The organism is Nitrosococcus watsonii C-113 (assembly GCF_000143085.1).
In the GTDB taxonomy this organism is placed as follows: domain Bacteria; phylum Pseudomonadota; class Gammaproteobacteria; order Nitrosococcales; family Nitrosococcaceae; genus Nitrosococcus; species Nitrosococcus watsonii.
In genome coordinates this window covers 2,843,866-2,868,475 of the sequence record NC_014315.1, presented here as the reverse complement: position 1 = coordinate 2,868,475, position 24,610 = coordinate 2,843,866, and the positions used below count along the sequence as shown (strand labels likewise).

The 24,610-nt window shown below is 51.4% G+C and carries 29 protein-coding genes; 21 read left to right on the top strand and 8 right to left on the bottom strand.

The annotated features are described in order from the left end of the window. Positions 1-26 precede the first annotated feature (26 nt). The 9 genes from NWAT_RS13160 to NWAT_RS13110 all read left to right on the top strand — a co-directional run bounded on the left by NWAT_RS13160 (position 27) and on the right by NWAT_RS13110 (position 7,783). Complete coding sequence (locus NWAT_RS13160) at positions 27-1,046, top strand: metallophosphoesterase (RefSeq protein ID WP_013221539.1); 1,020 nt, start codon at positions 27-29, stop codon at positions 1,044-1,046. A gap of 552 nt (positions 1,047-1,598) precedes the next feature. After that, positions 1,599-2,423 (top strand): hypothetical protein, encoded by an 825-nt coding sequence (locus NWAT_RS13155; protein ID WP_013221538.1) that lies wholly within the window; start codon positions 1,599-1,601, stop codon positions 2,421-2,423. A 1,289-nt stretch (positions 2,424-3,712) separates the two neighbouring features. Then, complete coding sequence (locus NWAT_RS13150) at positions 3,713-3,991, top strand: type II toxin-antitoxin system RelE/ParE family toxin (protein ID WP_013221535.1); 279 nt, start codon at positions 3,713-3,715, stop codon at positions 3,989-3,991. Then, positions 3,991-4,284: a HigA family addiction module antitoxin gene (locus tag NWAT_RS13145; RefSeq protein ID WP_013221534.1), complete on the top strand. Its 294-nt coding sequence runs from the start codon at positions 3,991-3,993 to the stop codon at positions 4,282-4,284. Before NWAT_RS13150 ends, NWAT_RS13145 begins: the two co-directional genes overlap by 1 nt. Before the next feature lie 275 nt (positions 4,285-4,559). Further along, a complete protein-coding gene (locus tag NWAT_RS13140; RefSeq protein ID WP_013221533.1) occupies positions 4,560-5,216 on the top strand; it encodes a hypothetical protein in 657 nt (218 codons plus the stop codon). A 556-nt stretch (positions 5,217-5,772) separates the two neighbouring features. Next, entirely contained in the window at positions 5,773-5,988 is a 216-nt protein-coding gene (locus NWAT_RS13130; protein WP_013221532.1) for a hypothetical protein, read from the top strand. Positions 5,989-6,504: 516 nt separating this feature from the next. After that, complete coding sequence (locus tag NWAT_RS17130; RefSeq protein ID WP_013220071.1) at positions 6,505-6,816, top strand: IS630 transposase-related protein; 312 nt, start codon at positions 6,505-6,507, stop codon at positions 6,814-6,816. Positions 6,817-6,829: 13 nt separating this feature from the next. Further along, entirely contained in the window at positions 6,830-7,363 is a 534-nt protein-coding gene (locus NWAT_RS13115) for a transposase (protein WP_013219491.1), read from the top strand. 54 nt (positions 7,364-7,417) lie between these two features. Next, on the top strand, positions 7,418-7,783 hold the full coding sequence (locus NWAT_RS13110) for an integrase core domain-containing protein (protein ID WP_095522190.1): 366 nt from the start codon (positions 7,418-7,420) through the stop codon (positions 7,781-7,783). Between the two features lie 53 nt (positions 7,784-7,836). On the opposite strand, the gene vapC is transcribed toward NWAT_RS13110, so the two are convergent. Together vapC and NWAT_RS13100 are read right to left on the bottom strand one after the other, a co-directional pair. Further along, positions 7,837-8,238 carry a type II toxin-antitoxin system VapC family toxin gene (gene vapC / locus NWAT_RS13105; RefSeq protein WP_013221530.1) on the bottom strand — a complete coding sequence of 134 codons (402 nt, stop codon included), beginning with the start codon at positions 8,236-8,238 and terminating at the stop codon, positions 7,837-7,839. Beyond that, positions 8,235-8,513: a type II toxin-antitoxin system VapB family antitoxin gene (locus NWAT_RS13100; protein ID WP_232420139.1), complete on the bottom strand. Its 279-nt coding sequence runs from the start codon at positions 8,511-8,513 to the stop codon at positions 8,235-8,237. Before NWAT_RS13100 ends, vapC begins: the two co-directional genes overlap by 4 nt. 344 nt (positions 8,514-8,857) lie before the next feature. Here NWAT_RS13100 and NWAT_RS13095 point away from each other — a divergent pair, with 344 nt between their 5' ends. From NWAT_RS13095 to NWAT_RS13070, 5 genes are all read left to right on the top strand, one after another. Then, positions 8,858-9,136 (top strand): type II toxin-antitoxin system RelE/ParE family toxin, encoded by a 279-nt coding sequence (locus NWAT_RS13095; protein ID WP_013221528.1) that lies wholly within the window; start codon positions 8,858-8,860, stop codon positions 9,134-9,136. 12 nt (positions 9,137-9,148) lie between these two features. Then, a complete protein-coding gene (locus tag NWAT_RS13090; RefSeq protein WP_013221527.1) occupies positions 9,149-9,445 on the top strand; it encodes a HigA family addiction module antitoxin in 297 nt (98 codons plus the stop codon). A gap of 230 nt (positions 9,446-9,675) precedes the next feature. Next, positions 9,676-9,957 carry a type II toxin-antitoxin system RelE/ParE family toxin gene (locus tag NWAT_RS16345; protein ID WP_013221526.1) on the top strand — a complete coding sequence of 94 codons (282 nt, stop codon included), beginning with the start codon at positions 9,676-9,678 and terminating at the stop codon, positions 9,955-9,957. Between the two features lie 10 nt (positions 9,958-9,967). After that, positions 9,968-10,282 carry a HigA family addiction module antitoxin gene (locus NWAT_RS13080; protein WP_013221525.1) on the top strand — a complete coding sequence of 105 codons (315 nt, stop codon included), beginning with the start codon at positions 9,968-9,970 and terminating at the stop codon, positions 10,280-10,282. 455 nt (positions 10,283-10,737) lie between these two features. Beyond that, positions 10,738-11,055, top strand: coding sequence for a hypothetical protein (locus NWAT_RS13070; protein ID WP_013221523.1), 318 nt, complete (start codon positions 10,738-10,740; stop codon positions 11,053-11,055). 186 nt (positions 11,056-11,241) lie between these two features. On the opposite strand, the gene NWAT_RS13065 is transcribed toward NWAT_RS13070, so the two are convergent. After that, positions 11,242-12,015: a DNA-methyltransferase gene (locus NWAT_RS13065; RefSeq protein ID WP_232420138.1), complete on the bottom strand. Its 774-nt coding sequence runs from the start codon at positions 12,013-12,015 to the stop codon at positions 11,242-11,244. A 70-nt stretch (positions 12,016-12,085) separates the two neighbouring features. On the opposite strand from NWAT_RS13065, the gene NWAT_RS17125 reads away from it, so the two are divergent. The 3 genes from NWAT_RS17125 (at position 12,086) to NWAT_RS13060 (ending at position 14,052) form a co-directional block, all read left to right on the top strand. Next, positions 12,086-12,253 carry a hypothetical protein gene (locus tag NWAT_RS17125; RefSeq protein WP_013221521.1) on the top strand — a complete coding sequence of 56 codons (168 nt, stop codon included), beginning with the start codon at positions 12,086-12,088 and terminating at the stop codon, positions 12,251-12,253. A gap of 66 nt (positions 12,254-12,319) precedes the next feature. After that, a complete protein-coding gene (locus tag NWAT_RS17630) occupies positions 12,320-12,745 on the top strand; it encodes a hypothetical protein (protein WP_232420137.1) in 426 nt (141 codons plus the stop codon). Beyond that, complete coding sequence (locus tag NWAT_RS13060) at positions 12,700-14,052, top strand: amidohydrolase (protein WP_232420136.1); 1,353 nt, start codon at positions 12,700-12,702, stop codon at positions 14,050-14,052. Before NWAT_RS17630 ends, NWAT_RS13060 begins: the two co-directional genes overlap by 46 nt. A gap of 232 nt (positions 14,053-14,284) precedes the next feature. Here NWAT_RS13060 and NWAT_RS13055 read toward each other — a convergent pair whose 3' ends face one another. Both NWAT_RS13055 and NWAT_RS13050 read right to left on the bottom strand, forming a co-directional pair. Next, positions 14,285-14,767 carry a CDP-archaeol synthase gene (locus tag NWAT_RS13055; RefSeq protein WP_013221519.1) on the bottom strand — a complete coding sequence of 161 codons (483 nt, stop codon included), beginning with the start codon at positions 14,765-14,767 and terminating at the stop codon, positions 14,285-14,287. A gap of 76 nt (positions 14,768-14,843) precedes the next feature. Then, on the bottom strand, positions 14,844-15,638 hold the full coding sequence (locus tag NWAT_RS13050) for a M90 family metallopeptidase (protein ID WP_013221518.1): 795 nt from the start codon (positions 15,636-15,638) through the stop codon (positions 14,844-14,846). A 410-nt stretch (positions 15,639-16,048) separates the two neighbouring features. On the opposite strand from NWAT_RS13050, the gene NWAT_RS13045 reads away from it, so the two are divergent. Together NWAT_RS13045 and NWAT_RS13040 are read left to right on the top strand one after the other, a co-directional pair. Next, positions 16,049-16,783, top strand: coding sequence for a ZIP family metal transporter (locus NWAT_RS13045; RefSeq protein WP_013221517.1), 735 nt, complete (start codon positions 16,049-16,051; stop codon positions 16,781-16,783). 245 nt (positions 16,784-17,028) lie between these two features. Further along, positions 17,029-18,981 carry a hypothetical protein gene (locus NWAT_RS13040; protein ID WP_013221516.1) on the top strand — a complete coding sequence of 651 codons (1,953 nt, stop codon included), beginning with the start codon at positions 17,029-17,031 and terminating at the stop codon, positions 18,979-18,981. Positions 18,982-19,039: 58 nt separating this feature from the next. On the opposite strand, the gene NWAT_RS13035 is transcribed toward NWAT_RS13040, so the two are convergent. Continuing rightward, a complete protein-coding gene (locus NWAT_RS13035; protein WP_013221515.1) occupies positions 19,040-21,529 on the bottom strand; it encodes an ABC transporter permease in 2,490 nt (829 codons plus the stop codon). Continuing rightward, entirely contained in the window at positions 21,526-22,245 is a 720-nt protein-coding gene (locus NWAT_RS13030) for an ABC transporter ATP-binding protein (RefSeq protein ID WP_013221514.1), read from the bottom strand. Before NWAT_RS13030 ends, NWAT_RS13035 begins: the two co-directional genes overlap by 4 nt. On the opposite strand from NWAT_RS13030, the gene NWAT_RS13025 reads away from it, so the two are divergent. Next, a complete protein-coding gene (locus NWAT_RS13025) occupies positions 22,226-22,873 on the top strand; it encodes an arylesterase (protein WP_049773007.1) in 648 nt (215 codons plus the stop codon). The genes NWAT_RS13030 and NWAT_RS13025 overlap by 20 nt on opposite strands. Positions 22,874-22,977: 104 nt before the next feature. Next, positions 22,978-23,403, top strand: coding sequence for an alternative ribosome rescue aminoacyl-tRNA hydrolase ArfB (arfB, locus tag NWAT_RS13020; RefSeq protein WP_013221512.1), 426 nt, complete (start codon positions 22,978-22,980; stop codon positions 23,401-23,403). Positions 23,404-23,485: 82 nt separating this feature from the next. Here arfB and NWAT_RS13015 read toward each other — a convergent pair whose 3' ends face one another. Next, the gene (locus tag NWAT_RS13015; protein WP_013221511.1) at positions 23,486-24,610 is read right to left on the bottom strand and encodes an ABC transporter permease; all 1,125 of its coding nucleotides are present in this window, start codon (positions 24,608-24,610) and stop codon (positions 23,486-23,488) included.

The following is a 24,610-nucleotide window of genomic DNA, read 5'->3' as shown; positions in this document are numbered from 1 at the left end:
TGCTATTTTGATTTAACCATCTCAAGATGAAACAAAGAACGTATGGATATACTTCGTCTGCAGAGAGAATAGAGGCACGGGAAGAGAAGGGACCTCTATCTCCGGATCAGGAACTTCTGGCTTTAAAACAACTTGAACAGCGCGTTGGCGCCTTCCACTTTAAACAGCGCCTGGGCACCGAAGGGAATTATAAAACCCGTGTCTCTTCCCAGGAGCAGGATTCTTTTCATATCGAGAATTGGTATTCCCTTCATTTTTTTATTCGCACCACCTTGCGATGTTTGGCGCTTCACGGGCGAGGTAAACGCAATGCCTTGGCCCTTCGGGTCCGCCATAATGATATTCCTATAAAGGGTTTACCACCTTCTTTTGAGGGATATACGCTATTGCATTTAAGCGATCTGCACCTGGACATGAACGGACAACTTCCCCAGGTGCTGATTGAGCAAGTTCAGAAGGTAAAATATGATGTATGTGTCATCACCGGGGATTTACGGGCGAAGACATACGGGCCTTATCAGCCAGCCATAGAGGCCATGGCACAACTGCGAACTCATCTTGAAGCGCCAGTCTACGGCGTACTCGGTAACCATGATAGCCTCCGCATGGTTCCTGGACTGGAAGCCATGGGTGTGCGGATGCTGCTTAACGAAGCGGTACCCATCGAGCGGGATGGGGTGGGTTTCTATCTCGCCGGGGTTGACGATCCTCATTATTATCGTGCGGATAATCTGAAAAAAGCTTGCGCGCAAATTCCGGAATCCGTTCCCCGAATTCTGCTGGCCCATTCCCCGGAAGTCTATAAACGTGCCGCCCATTGTGACTTTGATGCCATGTTCTGCGGGCACACCCATGGCGGCCAGATCTGCTTGCCGGGGGGTATCCCCGTCATGGTCAATGCTCGCTGCCCCCGCCGGATCTGCGCTGGGCCTTGGCGGTACCGCCAGATGCAAGGTTACACATCGGTGGGATCGGGGGTTTCTATCGTCGATGTCCGCTTCAACTGCCCACCCGAAATCACCCTGCACCGGCTTCGCTGCGCCTGAAAAATCGTTGGAAAATTCTCCTTCGAGTCGAACTCCGAAGTACCTGCTTACCCATCTCTGGGTCAAGCACGCCCCGCCGCCATTGTCCTTAATTTTCTTTAATCCGCTTCTGTTCTTCTTCTTTTCCCAGGATGATTAAAGTTTGCCGGTAAGAAGACGAACTTATTAAAAGTTGGCCTACTGTTTTTGATATCTCTGTGGATAATATTCTAACGAATATGCAGGCGAACTTGCATGAATTTATGGCTAATATCAGGTTATCAAGGCAAATATACATGTTTTGGGTATTATCAGGGCAAAAGTGCCTGAAAAAGCTGGCAATATCAATTTATCAGGTAGATTTGCTTGATAATCAATAGTTCGCGCCGCTGCGCAGCGCGAATCGGGGAGTTGACTACGCTAAACGGCTGCCCGCGCTGCTACGCGTCGCGAACAACCGTTCGACGGGCAGAACCCCCTGCATAATCAGATGCCCACATCTATTATCCAGGAGAACCCGCCCGTCAACTCCCCGATTAGCTTGATCTCGTTGTCGGTGACTTAGGTATCTCAATGAAAAAAAAGGAAAACGTTTTTTGGCTTCCCATTGGGCTTCTTGGAGTCCTGCTTTTACCTTTGATCTTCATTGGTGGGGTTGTTCTAGGGCCGAGCTTCCAAGCTCAGCTTGAATTGACCGCTGACTCGATATCATCCTGGGTCGCTGCGCTTGCAACAGTGGCCATTGCTGTCCTGACGTTTATTCTTGCGATGGAAACTTGGCGTTTGAGAGCGGCCCAGATAGAGCAGATTGAAGAGTTGAGGCGTGAGGCGCTGCGTCCAAATGTTGAATTCTATCTTCTTCCGGCTCCAGCATCGTTCCAGTTTATTAACGTACACATCGAAAATAACGGTAAAGGTGCCGCCAAAAATATCAAATTTGATATTAAGCCAGATGCTATCGGAGAAAACGAAAAAAATGAGCGGCAACTCATAGCCCAACTCCTTAGTCTAAATATGCTTTATAATGGCATTGTTTCCTTGGGATCTGGGAAAGAAAGACGAAGCTTTGTTTTCAGCTTCATAGAGTACGCTGAAAAAATGGGAGATGCGGTATTTAATATAAAGGTGTCAGTTGCAATAAGTTATGAGGATGTAGAAGGCCGAGAATATAAGTCTGAATCTTTAATTGATTTCTCGGAATTTAAAGGGATTTCAGAAATTGGCGGCGGCGACCCAAATCATAATATTTATAAAGAGATCGAGAAAATCAGGAGAGTTCTCGAAGGTTCTCAAACAACAATGACCTCTAAAAGAATGAACATTAACATCTATTCTTCGGAGGATAGAGATGCCGAACGGGAGGCTATGAGACGTCATTTTGAGAGCACCGATGATTAAACACTGCGAATGCTGTATACAAGCTAACAAAGTGGTCAACGGGACGCCAACTACGCTGCGCTCCGTTGCCGCCCGTCAACTCCCCGATTAGGCGGCGGGTTTCGGCAATAGCAATACCGTGCTAATCATCAAGTCATTCCCGGTGGTTATTGTTGCTGCTTCGGTCAGGCGTATACGCAAATTTGAGGCTATCACCCTATTCTCGTTTGGCATTCGTGCTTTCGGCCAGGCGAAGTCGGCAGCGGGAAGTTCTTGGGCATAATCGTTGCCAATAAGTGGGTTCGGAATATACCGGTCTGTATTGCCCTACCATCTCAAATTCTGGTATCCGCCTGTGAAGCTGCTGCAAAATTCAGATATATTGGCCTCGTTCAAATAAACCGCTTAAACAGCCAGGTGGCTCCGTTGCAATATAGGCCGAAACGACAGCATTCTTTTCTAACCGTGGCGCTTCAAGCATATCGTCCGCCGAGTCATTACGGTGGCGCCCAAAGTGAATAGCTTCGCGCCTAACAAGTCGCTGCAGTTGACGCCCAAAGCGCTGGCGCGCTTTGGGTTCCCTCCGCGCTTCGCGCTCCGGCGCAACTGAGCTTCAGGCGTTATGCTTTAGATGGACAACCGATGAGGCTAAGAATATGAAAGGAATAAAAAAGTTAGTATCCAATAGACTTCTGCATTTATTTCTGTGTTTCGCTGGAGGGATTCTTTCTCTTGGATTTTCATATACTCCTGCGCGATCAGGATCAGGAGAAATGAGTTTGGGTGGGCCCTGGTCAAGAGGAGTGGAAATTAATCCTTTTCTTCTTACGATAGGGTTCGTTTTACTGTTATGTGCTTGGATTAGCTATCAAAAATGGAAAATTGATACTAATTTGCATTATAAAAAGTGATTTTCATGCAGGGATAATCAGCTATATAAGCGGAGGAAATGAGGTTATTTTATAAATTGTAAATTAATATAAAATTTCCCCAAGCGACATTCTATTGTGCAGAAAAGCGCCTAACATGGTGCTCTACTCGACCGCTTACCGATAAGTGGCTCGCGTCAGGTGATCTTGGTCATTATGTTTAAGAAAAAAATGAACTGCTGGATCTGCGGTAGTGATTCCAAGTAATCTACGCAGAGTCCACCGAACACAGAAAGGGACTCATTGAGTCATGGCATCCGTCGTCTATCCAGAAGTGCGTCCGTGTGTTGGCATTCTGAAACAGAACAACCGCATCAAGCCCGTCGGTTATGTCGAATGTTATGTCTTGTCGCGTGATGCGCAACGCGGTATGATTTATATGTGATCAAGTCATTTCGCCACAAAGGGCTCAAGAAGTACTTTGAGTCTGGGACAAAGGCTGGTATTCAACCTCAACATGCGAAGCGACTGCGGATGCAGCTCATCGCATTGGATACAGCGACTACTATTCAGGATATGGATATCCCGGGTTTCAAGTTGCATTCGCTGAAAGGCGCGAACGAAGAGCATTGGTCGATCTGGATCAGCGGAAACTGGCGTCTTACGTTTGAGTTTCGTGACGGCAATGCCTTCGTTTTGGACTATGAGGATTATCACTGATGTCTATGTACAATCCCCCGCATCCTGGAGAATTTGTCCGGCAAGTGTATATGGAGCCTTTTGGCATCACGGGGCGCACGTTGGCAGCAAAGCTCGGGGTATCGCCATCCACACTTAACCGTTTGCTCCAAGGCAATAGTGGCGTCAGTCCGGAGATGGCGCTCCGTCTCTCCAAAACACTAGGCCGTTCTCCTGAAAGTTGGTTGTCCATGCAGGACAGCTATAATCTTTGGCAGGTAAAGCGCACGGTAAATCTCGATACAGTCGAGAGAATTGAATTTGACGTTGCATAACGTAGCGCTGCAGCCGACCACCTTACCCGCTGGCGCGGGTAAGGTCCTCTCCGCGGGCTCCGCCCGCTCCGGCGGCGGCTGAGCTTAGGCGTTCGCGCCGCGCAGCGGCGCGAATCGGGGAGTTGACTACGCTAAACGGCTGCCCGCGCCACTACGCGTCGCGAACAACCGTTCGACTGGCAGAACCTCCTGCATAATCAGATGCCGCACATCTATTATCCAGGAGAACCCGCCCGTCAACTCCCCGATTATGCAATATAAAATAAGGGGAAGTTATGGGGCTTTTTAGCGGAATAAAAAGCACGTATAAAAAAAGTGAAGCAGCTGTAGTTGTTCAGAATCTTCTGGAACATCAGGCTAGGGTAGGTTTATTTGATTTAGACCCAGCCAAGGCGGCTAATAAATTCATTGAATTAGTATGGGAGTCTAAGCCCGATATTTTCGATGGAAAGTTTGGGCAAAGACCTCACAAAATTGCCGTCGCAGCTTCAGCCTTGGCAAATGCTACTCAGGTATTTGATAGTGGCGACTTAAATGGTAATGCGGTTGTAATGTCGTTAGGCAATATTCTATCTGAATTAGAAAAAAATGGACGTTTATATCCATTAAACAGCTTAGATCATCAACTACTCGAAGGTGCTGTCGCAGTTTTTTCTGAAATTGCTCAAGAGTTCGAAGACTCGCCACTTTCTAATGAAATTGATGAGTTACTGGGCAGTGAGGTAGGTTTAACTTGGGAGGCATGGCTCACGAAATTTAAGGAGGAGGCTGGAGTTATCAATCCTCAGCTTAAAACCGACGATAAAGGCAGCAGCCTCATAGATTTCATGGAACATGAGCCATTACAAAGAGCGCATAGAGACGGCGTGGACCCTAAGTCACTAGCTGCTGACTTTGCAGCGCAATTTGATATAACAACATTTGGCCAGTAACTCGCATAACAAACGCATGTTGTCGGACTGGTTTTCCGCTGCGCTCCAAACCAGCCGCAAATGCGGGCGTTCGCGCCGCTTCGCGGCGCGAATCGGGGAGTTGACTACGCTAAACGGTTGCCTGCGCCGCTACGCGTCGCGAACAACTGTTCGACTGGCAGAACCTCCTGCATCATCAGATGCCGCATATCTATTATCCAGAAAAAAAGGTTACGATACACAACCATCACCAACAGAAGCTGAGTTTGTCACTACCTGCAAAAGAGGCTTGGCGAGAGAATCCAGGGCATAGATGTTGAACTATTTAACTGTTAGGTATCGCGCGGTTTGCTGCCGTAGATTGAATTTGCAAACATGGCAAGAAAAATTAGAGAGCTTATCCAAGATCTAAAAGAAGTTGGGTTTTACGAAATCTCAGGTGGCGGTAAAGGATCGCATCGCAAATTTGCGCATACCAAGTATGCCAGTGCCGTGACGCTCAGCGGAAAGGCTGGGGTGACGACGCGAAACCTTATCAAGAAAAGCAGATGAAACAAGCCATAGAAACGGTGAAGAAATGAAAAAGATCGATCAGTATCATAAATGGGTCGAGTGGAGTGAAGAAGATCAAACTTATATTGGAAAATGCCCTGGCTTGATTACAGGAATTCACGGAGATGATCCAGTAAGACTATACGGTGAATTATGTGAGGTTGTTGAAGATGTTATTCGTCATTTTGAATGTGAATTCCTAATAAACGGCAAGCGAGTAAAAGGTTGTTCCGGAGGATAAATGCCTAACTCGGTGCTCAACTCGGACGCCTCCTTCGTCGGCGGTGGTTAGCTTGGTCGTTATGCAATCAACCAGAAAGGAGTACATCCTATGAAAAAAGTAATATTGGCTATAGTTGCAAGCATCTTTATCTCTGGCATCGTTCAAGCAGAGGAATATCTGCATGGCCAGTCTGGAACTTCTTATCGAAATATCGGGGGTACAACCTATGGCTCAGATGGAACGAGCTATAGAGGCATCGGCAACACCACCTACGGCTCCGATGGCAGTTCATCCAGGAGAATTGGCAATAGCACATATAACTCCGATGGTTCGTCCTCAAGGCAAATCGGGAACACTCTGTATAATTCAGACGGTAGCACTGTACGCCGGATTGGAAACGCTACCTATGGCTCTGACGGTACAACTTGCAGAAAGGTAGGAAGCTCAACCTACTGCAACTAATGCATAACAAGGCCAGCCAGCAGGGGACGATATAGTTATTTCATTTAATTATGGGACATGTTATGCTTTAGCATGACTTATTCACTTGATTTGAGAGAGGCCGCGCTCTCGTACATAAAAAACGGCGGCAGTAAGGTTGAAGCATCCCGTCTTTTCGGTTTTTCCCGCTCTACTCTATACAGATGGCTTGATATGGAAGATTTAACCCCGAAAATTCATGGTTCGAGAGATCGCAAGATTGATAAAGAGGCTTTAAAGAAACATGTTAAGGACCATCCCGATATGTTCTTGCATGAGCGTGCTGAGATTTTTGGCGTTGCTGTGAGCGGAATGCACTATGCGCTCAAGCGCTTGGGCATCGTAAAAAAAAGAGCGCGGGTATAGCGAGCGCTGTACTATGAAAAGGCAGGAGTATTTGGAAAAGCTCCGCGCCGAGCATCGCATGAGGGGCTTTAAGAACCTGATTTACATTGATGAGACTGGCTTTGATGCGCCTTGCTATAGAGATATGGGCTGGGTAACAAAGGGGCAAAAAATTCTTGGTCTTGTGAGCGGAAAACGCAAGCGCAGAACCAATCTGATCATGGCGCAACGTCACAATGCATCGGGACGTCAGAAAAAATGGCTGGCTCCCATCCTTTTTGAAGGCTCATGTACAGCAGCTCTTGTGGAAACATGGATTGAGCGATGCCTGATGAAAAAGCTGGATGAACCCACCATCATCGTCATGGATAACGCCAGCTTCCACAAGCATAAACGTATTCAGAAGTTCGTGGCGCCGGCTTATCACATGGTCATACCATTGCCGCCTTACTCGCCAGACTTTAACCCCATAGAAAAAACATTCGGCGCCATGAAAAAAAGGAGAAAATCCATCCCTCAAAACACAACAATCGACCAACTTATATTGTCTTATAATTCAATGAAATGACTATAGTTCCTCCGCTTTGGTGGACACCTTGACCTAACCATTCAGGAGTGTCCCATGGTCAAACCTGGCCCTCGTACCACGAACCGTTACAGCGCTGAATTCAAGTCGGTGGCTGTTCGACTAAGCCAGCCGCCGCCAGGAACCCTGGTACACAGCGACCGCGGTGTGGAGTTTCTGGCGGACAAGTACAAGCGGGCATTGGCCCGCACCGATTTGGTGCAAAGCCTCAACCGACCGCGCCGCATGACTGACAATGCGCACATGGAGTCGTGGAACAAGACGATGAAATCAGACAGGTATCACCGCCAGCACTTCACTACCGATCACGCACTGCGCGCCGCAGTGCGCAGCTACGTCGAGTTTTACAATCGTTACCGCCTTCACTCGTCTTTGGGGTATCGTTCACCCATAGAGTTCTAAGCCAATCAGTCCACCACAATGGTGTCCACTTTTGCTGCCGGTGATGCGTGGCGTTATGTTTTTGGTTGAAACTGCTCCAGATTTAAATAGTCCGCGAAAGGGGCAAAGTCTTTGTCAGAAAATAGCAGCTGAAATCTGTTATCAATGCAAAATGTAGCAATTATAAGGTCGGCAGTTTTCCTGATGGTAATTCCCTTTTTTCTCAGAAATCGATAATTATCGGCACACTTATCAACCATATGTCGACCAAATAACTCGTACTGGTCGAGAGTGGTCAAAGTTCGCTTTGCTTTATTATATTCGCTATCTTCGCGAAAACCCTGGAGTATCTCCAAAAGAATTAGATCCCCCATGGCAATGGTCCCTTCATCCAGCGCAAAATCAAGGAGATCAGTTTTTTCGTTTACTGCACCGTTGAAGTAATCTATCCAAACACCGGTATCGGCAAGAATCACTTGCCCCCTCTCAGCTCTTCTAAATCACCTTCCCAATGCAACTTACCTCGAAGCTTACGGATAGCCTGTTGTTTATTCCGCTTAACCAGTAGTTTGAGACCTTCTTCTACAGCTTCCTTTTTGGTTCTTAAACCGGTAGCTTTTAAAGCCTCTGCCATCAATTTATCGTCAATTACAATATTTGTTCTCATGGGAATATGTGTATAATTAGTTAATAAATACACATTATACAGTGAAACAAAAATAAATCCACAACATACCGCAGCCGGGCTCATTCATCCACGGGTAAACCCGTGGTGTTCTGTCTTGCGACCGCATAAATAATTAGATTACGCAACTCAGATCAGCCAGAAACAAATTCGCTCATTTTTGCTGGTCACGGAGTAATGACGATGAAATCTTCGGCACGAACTTCTCCGGAGGCATCCCTGAAAGGAAGAAGCATAGAAGGGGCTTTGTTTCCTACACTGTAGCTGAGCTTGCTGAGTTCCATCATAAAGCATACGAAATTGTTGATGTATTATCAGAGTTAATCCAATGCTTCTGGTCGTTAGACCTCGTATCTAGGGGGCGTAACCTACAAGGTTGCATACCGTAACCTCAGCGGTTACAATCCTTAATGATTAGGAGTTTTGCTCACAAAGGCATGGAACGGTTTTACCAAACTGGTAGCAAGTCGGGCATTCAAGCGAAACATGCTACGCAACTGCGGCTAATCCTCTCTAACCTGGATCAAGCGGAAGGTTCGGAGGACATGAATTTGCCCGGTCTTGGATTACACGAACTTAAGGGTAATCGTGAGGGTGTTTGGGCGGTTAAGGTCAGTGGCAACTGGCGCGTGACGTTTCGCTTTGTGGGCCGTGATGCAGAAACTGTGAATTACGAAGATTATCACTGATGAGATTGGCTCATGAATATGCATAATCCCGCTCATCCAGGCGAGATTCTAAGAGAACTGGTAATTGAGCCTTTGGGGCTATCGGTCACTGAGGCTGCCCGTCATTTGAGTATAAGTCGAAAGACTCTTTCCAAGGTACTCAACGGTCGTGGTGTAGTTACGCCGGAGATGGCGTTGCGGCTTGAAATGGCATTCGGCAAGCCGAATGCCGCTCACTGGCTCAGGCTGCAGAACGCCTATGATCTCTGGCAAACTCGTCAGCATTGCGCCGATATTCACGTTACGCCTGTGAAAACCCATGTTGCTTAATGCTTATATTTGGCCTAACTCGGCGCTCTAGCCGACGGCGCCACACGGCTGCCCGCGCCGCTCCGCGTCGCAAACAACCGTTCGACTGGCAGAACCTCCTGCATCATCAGATGCCGTGCGCCTGTGTATGCAGGAGAACCCACCCATCAACTCCTCGATTGTGCCCTTCACTAAGAGCTTACTCAATAGTAACGTTTTGCGTTATTGTCTCGTTGCGTTATTATTAAGTCATGATCCTATCGTTCAAGTGTAAGGATACCGAAAAGCTGGCAAACGGTCGTCGCATCAAGCGCTTTGTCAACTTTGAGCGTGTTGCGTTGAGGAAGATCAGGCAACTCCAGGCTGCCAGTCAGCTTGATGATCTTAAAGTACCGCCCGGCAATAGGTTGGAAGCGTTGTCTGGTGACCACCAGGGTCAGCACAGCATTCGAATCAACAGGCGGTTCCGGGTTTGCTTTCGTTGGACGAAGGCCGGTGCGGAAGATGTCGAAATTGTTGATTACCATTATTAGGAGGTAGCTCATGCGGAACATTGATGCTGTAACGCCAGGCGAGTTGCTGAAAGAAGAATTTCTGGAGCCTATGGGGATTTCTCAATACCGCTTGGCTAAAGAAATCGGAGTGCCGGCTCAGAGAATCGGTCAGATTATTGCCGGAAAGCGTTCGATAACTGCAGACACGGATCTCCGGCTCTGCCGTTTTTTTGGTCTTTCCAACGGTTATTGGTTGCGGGCTCAAGCAGCCTACGACACAGAGATTGCAAAGGATACTCTTGAAGATCAGTTGAAAAATATCCGTCCGTGGGGCTCTGTGCCAGAAACCGGGCCTAGGGCATAACCAATGGTTGCATAGCGACCGGTTTTCTGCCGCTTTGCAGCTTCAAACCGGCGCGAATGCCCGTTCGACTGGCAGAACCCCCTGCATCATCAGACGCCGTGCGCCTATGTATGCAGGAGCTCGCCTTGTGGAAGTTTGGTTTGATGACATAATGCACACATCCATGTTACTCTCTTTCACATGAAGATCTACAATTGGAATGGAGAGAAGAACGAGATCTTGCTTATTGACCGAGGAATGTCCTTCGAGGAAGTTGTCTTCTATATTGAAAACGGTGGCCTGCTGGACGAAATTGCCCACCCAAATACACAAGACTACTCTCATCAACGAATCTTCGTCGTAGCAGTTGAAGACTACGTCTATCTTGTCCCATACGTCGAGAATGAGGACGAAATATTTCTAAAAACAATCATCCCTAGCCGAAAATTTACAAAGCTTTATCTTGGAGACGATACATGAGTAATGTTAAATTAAGTAAAGAAGAGCAGCAGCTTCTCAAAGCTGTCGAAGCCGGCGAATTTGAATCAGTCCTTACCAAAAAACGAAGGGCTGAACTAGTCAGTGCGGCAAAGAACACAGTACGCAAAGACAAACGGATAAATATTAGAATTTCCAATAGGGATTTGAAGGCCGTTCAACTGAAAGCATCAGAAGAAGGTATTCCCTATCAAACCCTGGTATCAAGCATTATTCATAAGTACATATCAGGCTCGCTCAAAGACGTATCCGCTAACAAGCGCATGCAGTCGGACGCGGCAAAGCCGCGCCGCTGATTTCTGGCGTTCGCGCCGCTGTGCGGCATAAATCGAGGAGATGACTCTCTCAAACGGCTGCCTGCGCCACTCCGCGTCGCTATGCAGCTTTATTTTGCCGGTGAACTTGGTTGTTGGGCGGTAGAGCGAACTCCCGTGCCTACCGGTAGTTTGACTTGCCATCTGCGCGCCCGCGCGAAGAAGACATCAAGACCATTCGAATTCCCCTAATGCTATGTCACAGCCGAGGAACTTGCGCCCTGTTTGTTGCGCCGCCGCGAGCACCGAAAAAGAACCTGCCGCAGGATCGATCACGACATCACCGGAGTTCGTTACGGCATCAATTAGCTTTGCTTGCAGTCCTATTGGCTTAGGATGTGCAAACGACATATTACGCTGAAACCTCTCTTGATAAACATCAGGTATGCTGTGGTTCGTCCAAACGCCTTTCGCGCGGACAGGTTTCTTTTGGGCGACAAGTAAATACTCAGCTTTGCGACGTGAACGGTACCCCATACCAATCCGCTCCTTGTCCCAAGTAATCAGGTCAACAGTTTTCATTGGCGTTCCGTCGAACCAGCTCGAAGTCCCCTCGCACAGATGGAACTTGTCAATCCAAAGGAACAAGTGTCCCGAAGGACAGAGCACTCGAGCAATTTCTGAAACAAAATCAAATATTGTCTCTTCCGGCATTTGTTTCATCTGCGCTCGCAACTGCTGGCGAGATCCTTCGTTCCCGTACTTGAGCTTATCCATCACGCCCCGATACTGGGGGTCAAAGAACGCGGCTGGCACCGAATTATCAACGAGGCGTCCAAGAAATTTCAGGCCATCCATTTTGATTTTTTGGTCAAAAGGAATGGTTTTCTTCGCGGAAACGGATAGAAGGTCTCCAGCGTCTCGTGTATGACTGTAAACGCTCATTTCGGGAGAGAATAGCAAGAAATATGAGACCATATAATGCCATATATGCGGTGTCAATGCGTTTCTGCCATAGCATCGTCTGTCCGGTCTTGCCGCTAATCTAGGTTTTGCCCAATCCAAGATTGCAATGGATGTGCTTCGCCCGCCGGTGAAGCAGCGGCAAATTGAAGCGAAGGACGTTCAAAATATTGACTTAATTATCCAAAAAATCCCTGTAAAGCTTTTTAAAGTCGATATCTCCAAAGCATTAGGTATAGCCGTCACTCGTATTGGTGATTCAACATTTTGCAATTGATGCCTACAACAAGGTAATCGTGGCGTTGGCTACAAAGCTTGGGAAGATAACAAAATGAAAGTTAGTATGTGCATACCTAGCAAATTTCTGCTGTCATTGACGGCGGGAACTCTACTCATGACACTGGCCTTCGGCTCCACAAAGGCAGCGTCTGATAGGGGGAGTAGCACCCTTTATTATGGCGGCTCGATACTTACTATGGAGGGGCGTGCTCCGAGCTATGCGGAGGCCCTAGTTGTTAAGGATGGCCGCATCCTTTTCGTTGGTACTAAAACGCAGGCCGAGCATTTAGCAAGTGCGGCGGCGAGAAAAATCGACCTCGACGGCAGGGCGCTGCTGCCGGGGTTCATCGATGCCCACGGCCATGTGTTCAATGCTGGCTTTCAGAAACTCGCAGCCAATTTACTACCACCCCCGATGGTGATGGTAAGGACGTGGCATCTCTCGTGGCGCTGCTCAAAAAATGGCGGGATAAAAATGCCGCCGCTATGAAGAAATCAGGCTGGATCATTGGCTTCGGCTACGATGATTCACGGCTGGCGGAAGCACGTCATCCCACGGCGACGGAACTGGATCAGGTATCCACCGAGTTGCCAGTGGTGATCATCCATCAATCCGGCCACTTGGCCACGATGAACCATAAAGGACTGAAATTAGCCGGAATCACGGCTGAAACTAGGGATCCGACTGGTGGCGTAATTCGCCGTCAGGACGACGGCAGGACTCCGAACGGAGTGCTTGAGGAGATGGCCTCCTTCGGACCGATTTTCAAAATCCTGGGAGCTCTCGATTCGGAAGCCAACGAGAAAATTGCCCTGGCTGGAGTAGATGCCTACACTCAGCACGGTTTTACTACGGCGCAGGAGGGTCGAGCTAATAAGGCAGCGACTGAGACGTGGCGAAAACTTGCCCATGAGCGCAAGCTTAAAATCGATGTTGCAGTCTATCCCGATCTCCAATCAGAAACCGCGTACATCAAGCAAGTTGGAATTCATGAGGGCTACACTCATCATTTTCGGGTGGCGGGTGTAAAGCTGAGTCTGGATGGCTCGCCGCAAGGCAAAACGGCCTGGCTCAGCAAACCCTATCTTAATCCGCCTTCCCAAAAACCGGATAGTTATACAGGATACCCGGCCATTCCGAGCGACAAGGAGAGACAGGCACTGTTTAACCTTGCATACCAGAAGAACTGGCAACTGCTGGTGCATTGTAACGGCGATGCAGCGGCTGAAGCGATGATTGATGCCGTCGCCGTGGCTAGCGAGAAATATGGCAAGGATGACCGTCGTACCGTGATGATCCATGCACAGACTGTCCGCGAGAGTCAGCTCGAGCGGATGAAAAAACTTGGCATCCTGCCATCGTTTTTCTCCATGCATACTTATTATTGGGGTGACTGGCATCGGGATGAGACCCTCGGTCCGGAACGAGCAGCACGCATCTCGCCGACCGCCTCTGCCCTGAAGCGTGGCATGCGATTCACCGAGCATCATGATGCGCCCGTCGCTCTGCCGAGCGCGATCATGATTCTTCATACTACAGTCAACCGGACCAGCCGCAGTGGCGAGATAATCGGGCCGGACCAGCGCGTTAGTCCCTATCAGGCGCTGAAGTCAATCACCGACTGGGCGGCCTGGCAATATTTCGAGCAGGATAGTAAGGGTATGCTTACGAAGGGCAAGCTGGCCGATCTTGTGATATTGGACCAAGATCCGACACAGGTTGACCCAGCAATGATCATGAACATACGTGTATTGGAAACGATCAAGGAGGGTCAGACTGTCTATAAAGCGCAGTAAGCGTATATGGTCAGTCTAGCCCAATCTATAATCATATAATCAAGCCGATGTCTCTGAACAGTTATTCGACTGGCAGAGCCTCCCCATACATAGACGCTGCGTGTCTATGTATGGGGGAAAACTTGCCCGTCAGATCCACGATTATGCTTTTTTAAGGACTATGTATGTGGCGGCCCTAGAGACAGCAGTTCGATTCCTTTTTTGGAGCCGTCTCATCCTCTTTTACGTGCCGCTAGCGGGAATGGAAGAGAGGATAAAGCCGCTTCAATAAATACCACAGGAAGAGGTCAAGCAAGGCAAAGGCCAGGATAATGAGCACTAAATCTGGCCAAGATAAGTTCATTTGGCTCCGTAAAAAACAAAGAGGGAGAAGAGACTCGGGAATGTGATCCAAGCCAGGCATATGAGCGCTAGAAGGTTGTCGTCCCAAGCGCCGTTTAATGAAACTGGACAGGAGATCTCCTACCATGGCCCAAAAGCCTACCAGCGTGCCGGTTATGAAGGAGAAGTTGAGAAGGGGAGCGATGAAGGCGGTTGCCAGGAGAGCAGCGACAATACCCCGAATAGTTTTAGAGGCGCCAAAGAGGGGGTAGCCGTCCGGGAGATGGAGATTCCCATCCAGGGGCTGGTTGAAACGGTTTTTCAGTAGCAAGGCGGTTACTACCGGAGCACCATTGGCCACCATTAACAGTAGCAGCGGAGAAAGCAAATCCACAGGGTCAATCTTTCCTGATGTTTTTCCAAAAAATATCAGGAAAATAGCATAAACGCACTCTTTTTTAAGCGGCTATTTAAAAGAGTAGGGTACGACTGGCGGGATCTTGGCGGTAATACAGTTGTAGTTGGTGATAGATCTGAGGAAGCGCGGTTTGCAGTTTTTGGGGAGAAACGAAAAAGACCTCGCTGGCAACGGCGAAGAACTCGGCGGGGCTCTCTAGGGCATAAGAATCCAGCGGGATGGGTTCTCCCGCTGCCCAGCGCTCGTTCAGGTTTTTATAAGTCTGAAAGAAAACGGATGTCCAGGTGCGACGGTTCATCGTGCGGTGCAAGGGTGGCATGCCATTAGCCACTCCATTGCCCATGTCCAAAAGATGGGCAAACTCATGAATCACCACATTGCTTGATGACTCGGAGGGCACCAGTGTATGCGCTACATCATCCCAGGAAAGAATGACTGGCCCCCGGTGCCAGGACTCTCCGATCAGGGGGTGTTGCACCGCGTGGACGATACCGCTTTCATCCCGTTCTTCATGCTTAGCCACGAATGCTCCTGGATAAAGAAGCACTGTATGCCAATGCCGGTAATCGTCCCAATCCAGATAGAGAATAAGGAGCGATGCCTGCATTGCCACTATCAAGCGCATTTTCTCATTAACTTTGAAACCCTGAGCGCCATAAATGGATTTATGGTGTAAAAATAAGGTGCTTAGATCTCGAAGATGGCTTAATTCCGCTAGGCTGAGACCTTGGAGAAGGGGCAGACAAGCTACCGCTGCTTCCCACTGGTCGAGGGGAATAGGGTGGCGGTTGATAATTTTCCGCCGCCAGTAAGCTTTAAGCGTGTGGGCAAGTGAAAGGATTAGCATAAGAACGATAAGGGAAAATTAATAGCCAGTAAACATGAAACAAAATCTCCATGGTTTAAAGCCTCTAGCCTCAGCGATAATGCCAAGCGGTTCCAATGGCATCTAAGTCACTCCCGGTGATGGCGTAGAGTTTGACCGGGTTGTGCTGATTTACCGGCAGTGTAGCGGTTACACGCAGAAAAGGGGAGGCGCCCGGCAAATTGCTCCCTGCCAGTAGATCCAAGCCAGCCGTGAAACGCGCGCAAGAGCTGACTAGGACTGCCTTATCTATCGGTGTGGATGGCTTGAATGAGCTCAGGTTGTCAGATTTTATTCTGGACTTTTATGAGCAGTCATGGCTTGCAAGTAGCCCTACTGTCAACTAGCATGAGTTTTCTTCTCAGTCCCCCTAGGTACTAAGTAAGGAGACCGTGCTCACCGATTTTCTGCTTGTGCTGCTCTACGCCCTGCTGCCAGCAGCCGGTAATCTAATGGGTGTTGCCCTTGCGGAGCGTTTACACTCCCCGCGCTGGGTTATTGGGGCTGCTTTGCATGGCGCCGCGGGTATTGCGATCGCACTGGTTGCGGTCGATTTAATGCCACGCATCCTTGAGACAATCCCCATGTGGATCATTGTCATTGCTTTCCTGTTTGGCGCTGGGTTCTCGCTGTTATTATGGCAGGGTGCTGGAGCGCTGCGCGGTCAGTTTGGCGGAACCCGCACTGGGGCTTTGATGGTCTATACTGTTATCGGTGCTGATCTGTTTAGCGATGGCCTGATGACCGGCGCGGGTTCGGCGGTCACCAGTGGTCTTGGCCTGCTGATCGGCCTGACCCAGGCAGTGGCTAATATTCCCGGCGGTTTTGCGACCACTAAGAATCTTCAGGAAAATAAGGTGCCACGCGGTCGGCGCTGGCTGCTTTGTTTTTCTATGTTCCTGCTGGTAGCAGCCAGCGCTACGATAGGTTTTTGGCTGTTGGGCGGACAGAATGATTTCGTTCAGCATGCCGCGCTTGCCTTTATCGTCGGCCTGCTGTTGCTGGCCACCATCGAGGATATGATTCCGGAGGGCGATCGGCCACAGCCATCACGCTGGATTTCAACTCTGTCCTTTGCAGGCGGCTTTGTGGGCCTCAGTCTCGCCGTGGCCTATCTATCCTTATAAGTACCTTTTGATTTGATAGGAAAGCACGTAGCACGTAGGGCGGGAAAGCGGAGCGCATCCCGCCGAAATCCATCTTTATTCATGGCGGGATGCGCTACGCTTTCCCGCCCTACCTTGACTCTTAAGCGCCTACTACGTTGATGGATGGATGAGTCATCGCCAAGGTATACTAGAAAAAAAGTACAATAAATATATCTTTTAGAATATGGCTCACCCAAAAGTAGTCGCCCAACTAAGGAGCAATAATGCGTTATTTGTGGATTGTTTTGTTATGGGTCGCAACCCTTGGTACTTCTTCCTATGGAGATGAATCCGCTATCCATACAGAAGAGGTGGACCCCGCCGTGTTGCCGCCCGTCTATGTGGACGAAGACCCGGCGGGTAATTTATTTAGAACCAGCCTGACTTTCGACCCCGAAAGCCGCACTTATACGATAGAGGAAGTTTACCTGGATGAGGCGGATATCGCTGCGCTAAGAGCAGAGGGCTTTCGAATTGGGATCACGCCTGCAGAGCCAAGCACCACCCAAGGGGCCCCATGGCGTCCTTTGTGTCCGGAAGAGGTCTCCTGCGTCAACCCTCAAATTTTTATTAACTCTAATTCCTTAGGCCGGTCGGAGCTGCTGGCCCCCGCCTTGACCCCTCTGGTGAGAACAGATAGCGTGTGGTTGCAGTATTCCGATAAATTCGAGCCTGATCCCCTGCAACTGCGTCCACGAGGGGTCTTTCGGATTCACCCGCCCCAAACGGCGATGGAGATCCTGCTACCCCTTCAGGACTCTCCCCCGGAAACCCCCGATCCCGATCTGGGCTCCTCGGACCTGGAGGAGGTCTTCGATCCGCCTAATATTCAGCCTACTTATCTGAATGTGTCCGATTTTAACGCCATCGAGGCTGACGATGGCAGTACCCTGGTTTTTGACCTCTATGGGATGTTGCGGTTATCCCCCGAGGGCGAGCTCATCGACGCCCTTAATTGGTCCGACCGCAGTGTGTTGGGTCTGAATAACGCCGCCTTCACTGGTCCGCCGGTACGGGCAGGGGGTTCCCTTTTCGTAGGGATTCGGGGTCCCGCCCAACAGTTTATTTACCACAGTGAGGATGATGGCCTCACCTGGCAGGAACAAGTGGCAAATCATCGACTTGGGGACGATCGCTATAATCTGCTGGCTAATCCGGAAGGCACGGGACTGTGGGCGATTACCTCCGAGTTTTTTGACCGTCCGGCGGAACTGCGGGAATCTCTGGATTTAGGCGCCACCTGGCAGCGGGTGGACGATGGCAGCTTTCCGGTCGATACGGTGCGGGTGGTCCATGATCCGGGCGATCCCCAGGTGGCCTACGCCCTCTCTGAGCAAGGACTATACCAGAGCGAAGATCGGGGGGTGTCCTGGCACTTGACTGCCTTACAGGAGCCGGTCCATGGGCTGGTTTTCGTGCCCCAGAAGGCGCCCCTGCCACCGCTGCTGGTGGCGGGCACCGACACGGGGGTCAAAGTGCGCCCGGTGCCTTTCAGTACCTGGAAAGCTTGGAAACCCCTGAGTAAGGGCCTGTTGGCTATTCCCCATACGGTGGTTTATACGGACGGCCTGCTGATAGGCGTGAGCGCCGCCGGCTATTTTGTTTGCCCCCAGACCGATTGCTTCGGGGAGGGTCAAGCCGTACCAGTCGAACAGGCGCGGGGCGAGGTCACGGTGGTGGAATTTTTCAACACCGAATTGGGCCACTACTTCATGACCCCCTTCCCCTGGGAAATCGAGATGATAGATAGGGGTATGGCGGGACCTGGCTGGGAGCGCACCGGCCATACCTTTCAAGCCTGGAGCCTGTTAGGCAGTAACGTGGGAGTGTACCTGTGCCGTTTCTATGGCTCCGTCTCTCCTGGCCCTAATAGCCATTTCTTTACCCCCTCTCCCCAGGAGTGCGGCTTGTTGATGGATCTGCAAGCCCAAACGCCCCCCACCGCGCCCCGCTGGAACTTCGAGGGCGATGCCTTTATGGCCATCCCCGCCCAGGGGAAGGGGGAAGGGCGGCAGTGTCCGGAGACCTTCGCCCCCGTCTACCGGGCTTATAACAATGGCTTTGCCCGGGGGGAGGAGAGCAACCACCGCTTTGTGACCGACCGGGCCTTGCTCACGCCCTTATTAGACCAAGGCTGGGTAGATGAGGGCATTGCCTTTTGCGTGCCGCCGCAATAAAAGTCAACAAGGAGGCATTCTCAGGAACAAGGAGGTTCCCGCCTTTTCCCCTGCGCTTTTAGACCTGCCGCAATGTTTGCGAGGGTGGTACTTGCAGCACCGAGCGGGTGCCTAAAAGGCCGGCAAGGCTCACGCCCAGACTGCCGGCCAGCAAGCCGAGAATAAGCAGCCAGCCGTTGAACTGAAAGCCGGTATGCAGTACCCGTTCCGCCAGTACATAGCCAATAGCAAGGGCGCCAATGGCGGCTACGGTTCCTGCTACCGCTCCCAGGGAGAGAAATTCCGCCGCTAGACCGCGCACGATAGTGCCTCTGCTTGCTCCCAGGGTTCGAAATACGGCGCTTTCATGGCGTCGTTCATCATTGGTGGATTGAATAGCGGCAAATAACACCACCAGCCCCGCGGCTACGGTGAAAATAAAAATAAATTCAACGGCCAAGGTGACCCGATCAATGATAGTTCTGATTTGGGCCATCAATGCTTTTACATCGAGAATGGTGACGCTAGGAAATTGCTTTACCAAGGCGGTTGGGAGCGCGTTATTGCCTTCCGGCAAATAAAAACTGGTCAAATAGGTGCCAGGAGAATCGTCCAGCAATCCTGGTGAAGCCATGACGAAAAAGTTGGGATTAAAGGAGTTCCATTCAATAGTCCGCAAGCTGCTGACCGGGGCCTCAATTTTTTTATCGGCTACCTGAAAGGTGAGGGAATCGCCCAGTTTGATTCCGAGGGTTTCGGCCAGATCAACCTCTACCGAAAACTGAGGCGGGGGTGAGGGTTGGGAGGACCACCAGTCGCCGGCCACGATGTGGTTATCAGTTTGGAATTTAGCGGCCCAAGTGAGGTGAAATTCACGCTGTGACAGTCGTTGAGCGCGCGGGTCGCGGTAATCTTTCTCTGTGATAGGGGTCTCGTTGATAGCGATTAAGCGGCCGTGGATATTGGGATACAGCCGGGGCACGGGTTGGCCTTGCTCAGCAAAAAAGGTTTGCATGTCTTCGACCTGATCCGGCTGGATATTGATGACAAAATGATTAGGCGCATCGGGAGGGAGATTAGCCTGCCAGTTCGCCAGCAAATCAGAGCGTACCACGGTGAGTAGCAGCATCACCATGATCCCCAGTCCCAGGGCGATGGTTTGCACGATGCTGCTTCCCGCCCGCCGCGCCAGGCTGGCGAAACCATAACGCCAGGCCACGCCCACCCGTGGGCGCAGCAATTTGAGACCGTTGATAAGTAGCCAGGAGCAAGTTGCCAGCACCGCGACAGTCAAGAGGCTGCCGCCAAGGACATAGAGGGTTAGGGTTATTTCTCCTGACTGCCAGGGAATAAGCGCCGCAATAGCGATGAGCGCGCCTACATAGACCCTATAGCCACCCTGCTGAGCACTTTCCCTATCCCGGTGCAGTACCCGGGAAGGTGGTACATCCTTGAGCCGCATCAGGGGCGGCAAGGCAAAGCCGAGCAGAGCAATGAGCCCCGTCAGGGTACCGGTCAGCAGGGGCAAGAGAGAGGCGGGGGGCAGTTCACTTTGAAAGAGTTGAATCATGAGATAAGCCAGCACCGATTGGGCGAGCCAGGCCACCAGGCAACCGAGCAGGCTGGTGATGAGTCCCAGCCACAGCATGGTCATGGCATAGGTTTGGATAATCCATCCTTGAGTCGCGCCCAGGCAGCGCATGATGGCGCAGTTGTCCTGGTGTCGATCCGCGTATCGCCGCGCTGCAATGGCAATGGCTACACCCGCCAGGAAAACGCTTGTCAAGGCCGCCAGGGTCAGGAATTGATCGGCCCGCTGAAGGGCGGTCCGCAACTCGGGTCGTCCATCCCGGACCCCCATCACCTGCACATTGTCCGGCGCATGGACTTTGGCCCAGTGTTTGTAGGACAGGATGTCCCGGTAGGGACCCGCCAGGAGCAGGCGGTAGCGGGCTTGGCTTCCCGGCAGCAATAAGTCGGTACGCTTCACATCCTTAAAATTTATTAACAGCCGGGGGGCGATATTGAAAACCTGAGCGCCCCGATCCGGTTCCAGGAACAAGAGTTTGTCTATTACTAAGCGTAACTGTCCTAGATCAATGTCATCGCCCACCGTTCGTTGGAGGGTCTGGGTGAGCTGTGGATCCATCCATACCGTGCCAGGGGATGGGGTTTGCTTAGTTACCCCAGGTTCCGTAAAGGGATCTTCCCCTACCATTAACTGGCCCCGTAGGGGATAATTTTCCTCAACGGCTTTGATCTCCGTGAGCTGTAGCCGATCGCCCGCGGGCACCATGCTCCGAAAGGAGACAGTCTGGGAGGTTTTCAGCCCCAGGGTATGAGCCTGAGTGATAAAGGTTTCGGGCAACGGCTCGCGGGATTCCACCACCAGATCCCCGCCTAGCACCGTCCCGGCTTCCGTTTCCATGGCCTGGCGCAGCCGTTCAACGAAAAAATTAACGGTGGTAACGGCGCTCACCGCGATGATAAGGGCCATGGCGATTAACCGAATCTCGCCAGAACGCCAGTCCCGCTTCAGGGTAGCAAGGGAGAACGCTAATATTTTCATGACGTCTGCTTCCAGGGCAGTAGTAACCGACGGTTAGAAGAGGAGGGTAGCAGGCGGCCATTATCCAGGGCCAGGGTACGGTCACAATGCTTGGTCAGGGTTTTATCATGGGTGACCAGCACCAGCGTGGCGCCATGTTCTTTTTTCATGGTAAACAGGAGATCGCTGATTTTAGCGCTGGTTTGGCTGTCCAAATTGCCAGTAGGCTCATCGGCAAAGAGGATGGATGGGCGGGGCGCAAAGGCGCGGGCGATGGCGACCCGTTGCTGCTCGCCGCCCGAGAGCTGATTAGGGTAGTGGCCAGTTCGAGCGCCTAGGCCAACGGCTGTTAGCTCTGCCAAGGCGGCTTCCCGTGGTTGAGTGTGCCCCCCTAGCTCTAGGCCCAGCATAACGTTTTCCAGAGCGGTGAGATTGGGCAGGAGATGAAAGCTCTGAAAGATGAAACCCACCCGGTCGCTGCGTAACTGAGCCCGCCCGTCTTCATCCAGGGTCTGCAAGTCGACGCCGTCCAAAATAACCCGCCCGGAGGTTGGCGTGTCCAGACCAGCCAGCAGCCCCAGCAAGGTAGATTTGCCGGAACCGGAAGCGCCGATCACCGCCAAGGCTTCAGCGGGGGCGATGGAAAAGCTGATATCATCTAGTATGGTTAGTAGGCCCTCTGGGCTTTCCACCCGTTTGCTAAGGTGTTCTGCGCGTATGATGAAATTATCCGCCATATTTCGATTCAGTATATTAGTGGGTTTACTGCTTCAGCCCATCGTCCCAGGAGCTGCGGCTCAACCCGCCATTGTCATTCTGGGAGACAGTCTTAGCGCCAGCTATGGTCTTTCCCTGGAGCAAGGCTGGGTGGCCCGTCTTCAGGAACGATTACTACGTAAAGGCTACCCTTATCAGGTGGTGAATGCCAGTATTAGCGGCGAAACCACCCGGGGGGCGCTTGGCCGCCTGGATTCCCTGCTGGCCGCCCATCAGCCGGAAATTGTGGTGATTGAACTGGGAGGCAATGATGGCTTGCGTGGCTTGTCCCTGGCGGAAATACGCCAAAATTTTGCCCGGATTATTGAAAAATCCCAGCAAAACGGCGCTCAGGTGCTGCTCGTTAAAATGCGTCTGCCGCCTAATTACGGACCTTTATATACCGAGCGTTTTGAGCAGTTATTTACCGATCTGAAAGATGAATACGGGGTAACAATCGCGCCTTTCATCCTCCGGGGGATCGCCACTCAGGCGGAGTTAATGCAAGCGGATGGTATTCATCCCCGCGCCGAGGCCCAGACGTTAATGCTAGATAATATCTGGCCGGCATTAGCGTCCTTACTAGCAACGGATAAGGCTGGAAAATAAAATCTTAGTTGCGCGCCGGGAGTTGTCCCTGAGCCAGCGGCAAGTTCAATGCCGCGCCGGAGCAATGTAGGAATCTCTGATCTTCAGGCCGGGGAGGATGTCAAATGATTACCGTAACGCCGCACATTCAGCTCAAAGAGGAAGAACTCCACTTCCAGTTTGTGCTGGCCTCCGGCCCAGGTGGTCAAAATGTGAACAAAGTAGCGACAGCGGTACAATTGCGCTTTGATGCCGCCCATTCCTCCTCCCTGCCCGAGGATGTCCGCCAACGGTTGATGAAACTGGCGGGCAACCGGCTTACCAGGGAAGGGGAGTTGCTGATAACCGCCAAGCGATTTCGCAGCCAGGAGCGTAATCGCCAGGATGCCATCAAGCGTCTGGTCGTCCTCCTACGGCAGGCGGCGGAAAAACCCAAACCGAGGCGTTTGACCAAGCCTTCGCGAGCTGCCAGGCAACGGCGTCTGGAAGAGAAACGCCGCCGTGGAGAACAGAAGCAGGCGCGGCGCTCGGTGAAGGTTCTGCCGGATTGAGGATGAACGGAGATTTTTCAAAAAGCCAGTATTGAACTCACGGGTCCATGACGAGTTGCAGGCAGGCATACTTGTGCGTGCTTTAACCGTTGAGGCTCATCGAGCGGCGAAATAGTGCCAGGCTTGCCCCGAAGAAGCCGGTACCTAGCCCGGCCATTAGCACGAGTTCGGGCCAGACCAATTCGATACCCGCGCCGCGAAATACCACCGCCTTGGCAAAGGCGAGGAAATGGCGGGAAGGCAACGCCAGTGTCAGGCGCTGGACGATCTCGGGCTGGCTTTCCACTGCACCCATGCCGCCCGAAAGCATGATTATCGGGATGATCACCATGATTACCAGCAGCGCGAACTGCGCCATGCTGCGCGCTATGGTGCCCAAGAACATGCCAATCGCGGCGGCTGCCCATAGATAAATCGCCGCACCCGCGACCAGCAGCGGCACCGATCCTGCCACCGGTATCTGCAATGCCCCTTGCACGACAAAAAGAAGCGAGCCGATAAACGCTAACAACACCACCGCCATCGTTGCCAGAACCTTGGACAGCGCCACTTCCACGGGGGTCAGTGGCATCACCATTAGATGCTCGATGGTGCCGTGTTCCCGTTCGCGCAGCATCGCCGCGCCGGTCAACGCGATAGTCAGTAGCGATAGTTGGTTGAGCAATGAGGACACGGCCTTGAACCAGACTGGATTGCCGTTGGGGTTAAAGGCACGACGCAATTCCAGCCGCAGCGGCGGGTCGGGGGCGTCGGGGCTGCCGGTCAGAAAGGCGCGCGTTTCCGATTGCACGATATTACTGATGTAGTCGGTACCGAGCTCCGCCTGCGACACCGCGGTAGCATCCACCAGAAGTTGCGCGGCGGGAACTTTTCCAGCCATCACGTCGGCGGCAAAATCCGGTGGAAAGGACAGTGCAAACATGATTTGCCCCCGGTCCATGGCAGCGCTGGCCTGATCAGGGTTCATGGCCACCGGTTCCTGGAACCAGGGCGGTATCAGCGTTGCGGAAATCTGCCTGCTGAGGGAAGACTGATCTTCGTCCACAACGGCGATAGCGGCGTTGCGTACCGTGTCACCGGCACCGCTGGCCTCTAATATTACGGCGACGACGAAAGACCACACAATCAGGATCACCATGACTGGATCGCCCAGCACGCTTTTCAACTCCTTGCCGAACAACCAGAAGATATTGGCTAGACGCTGCAT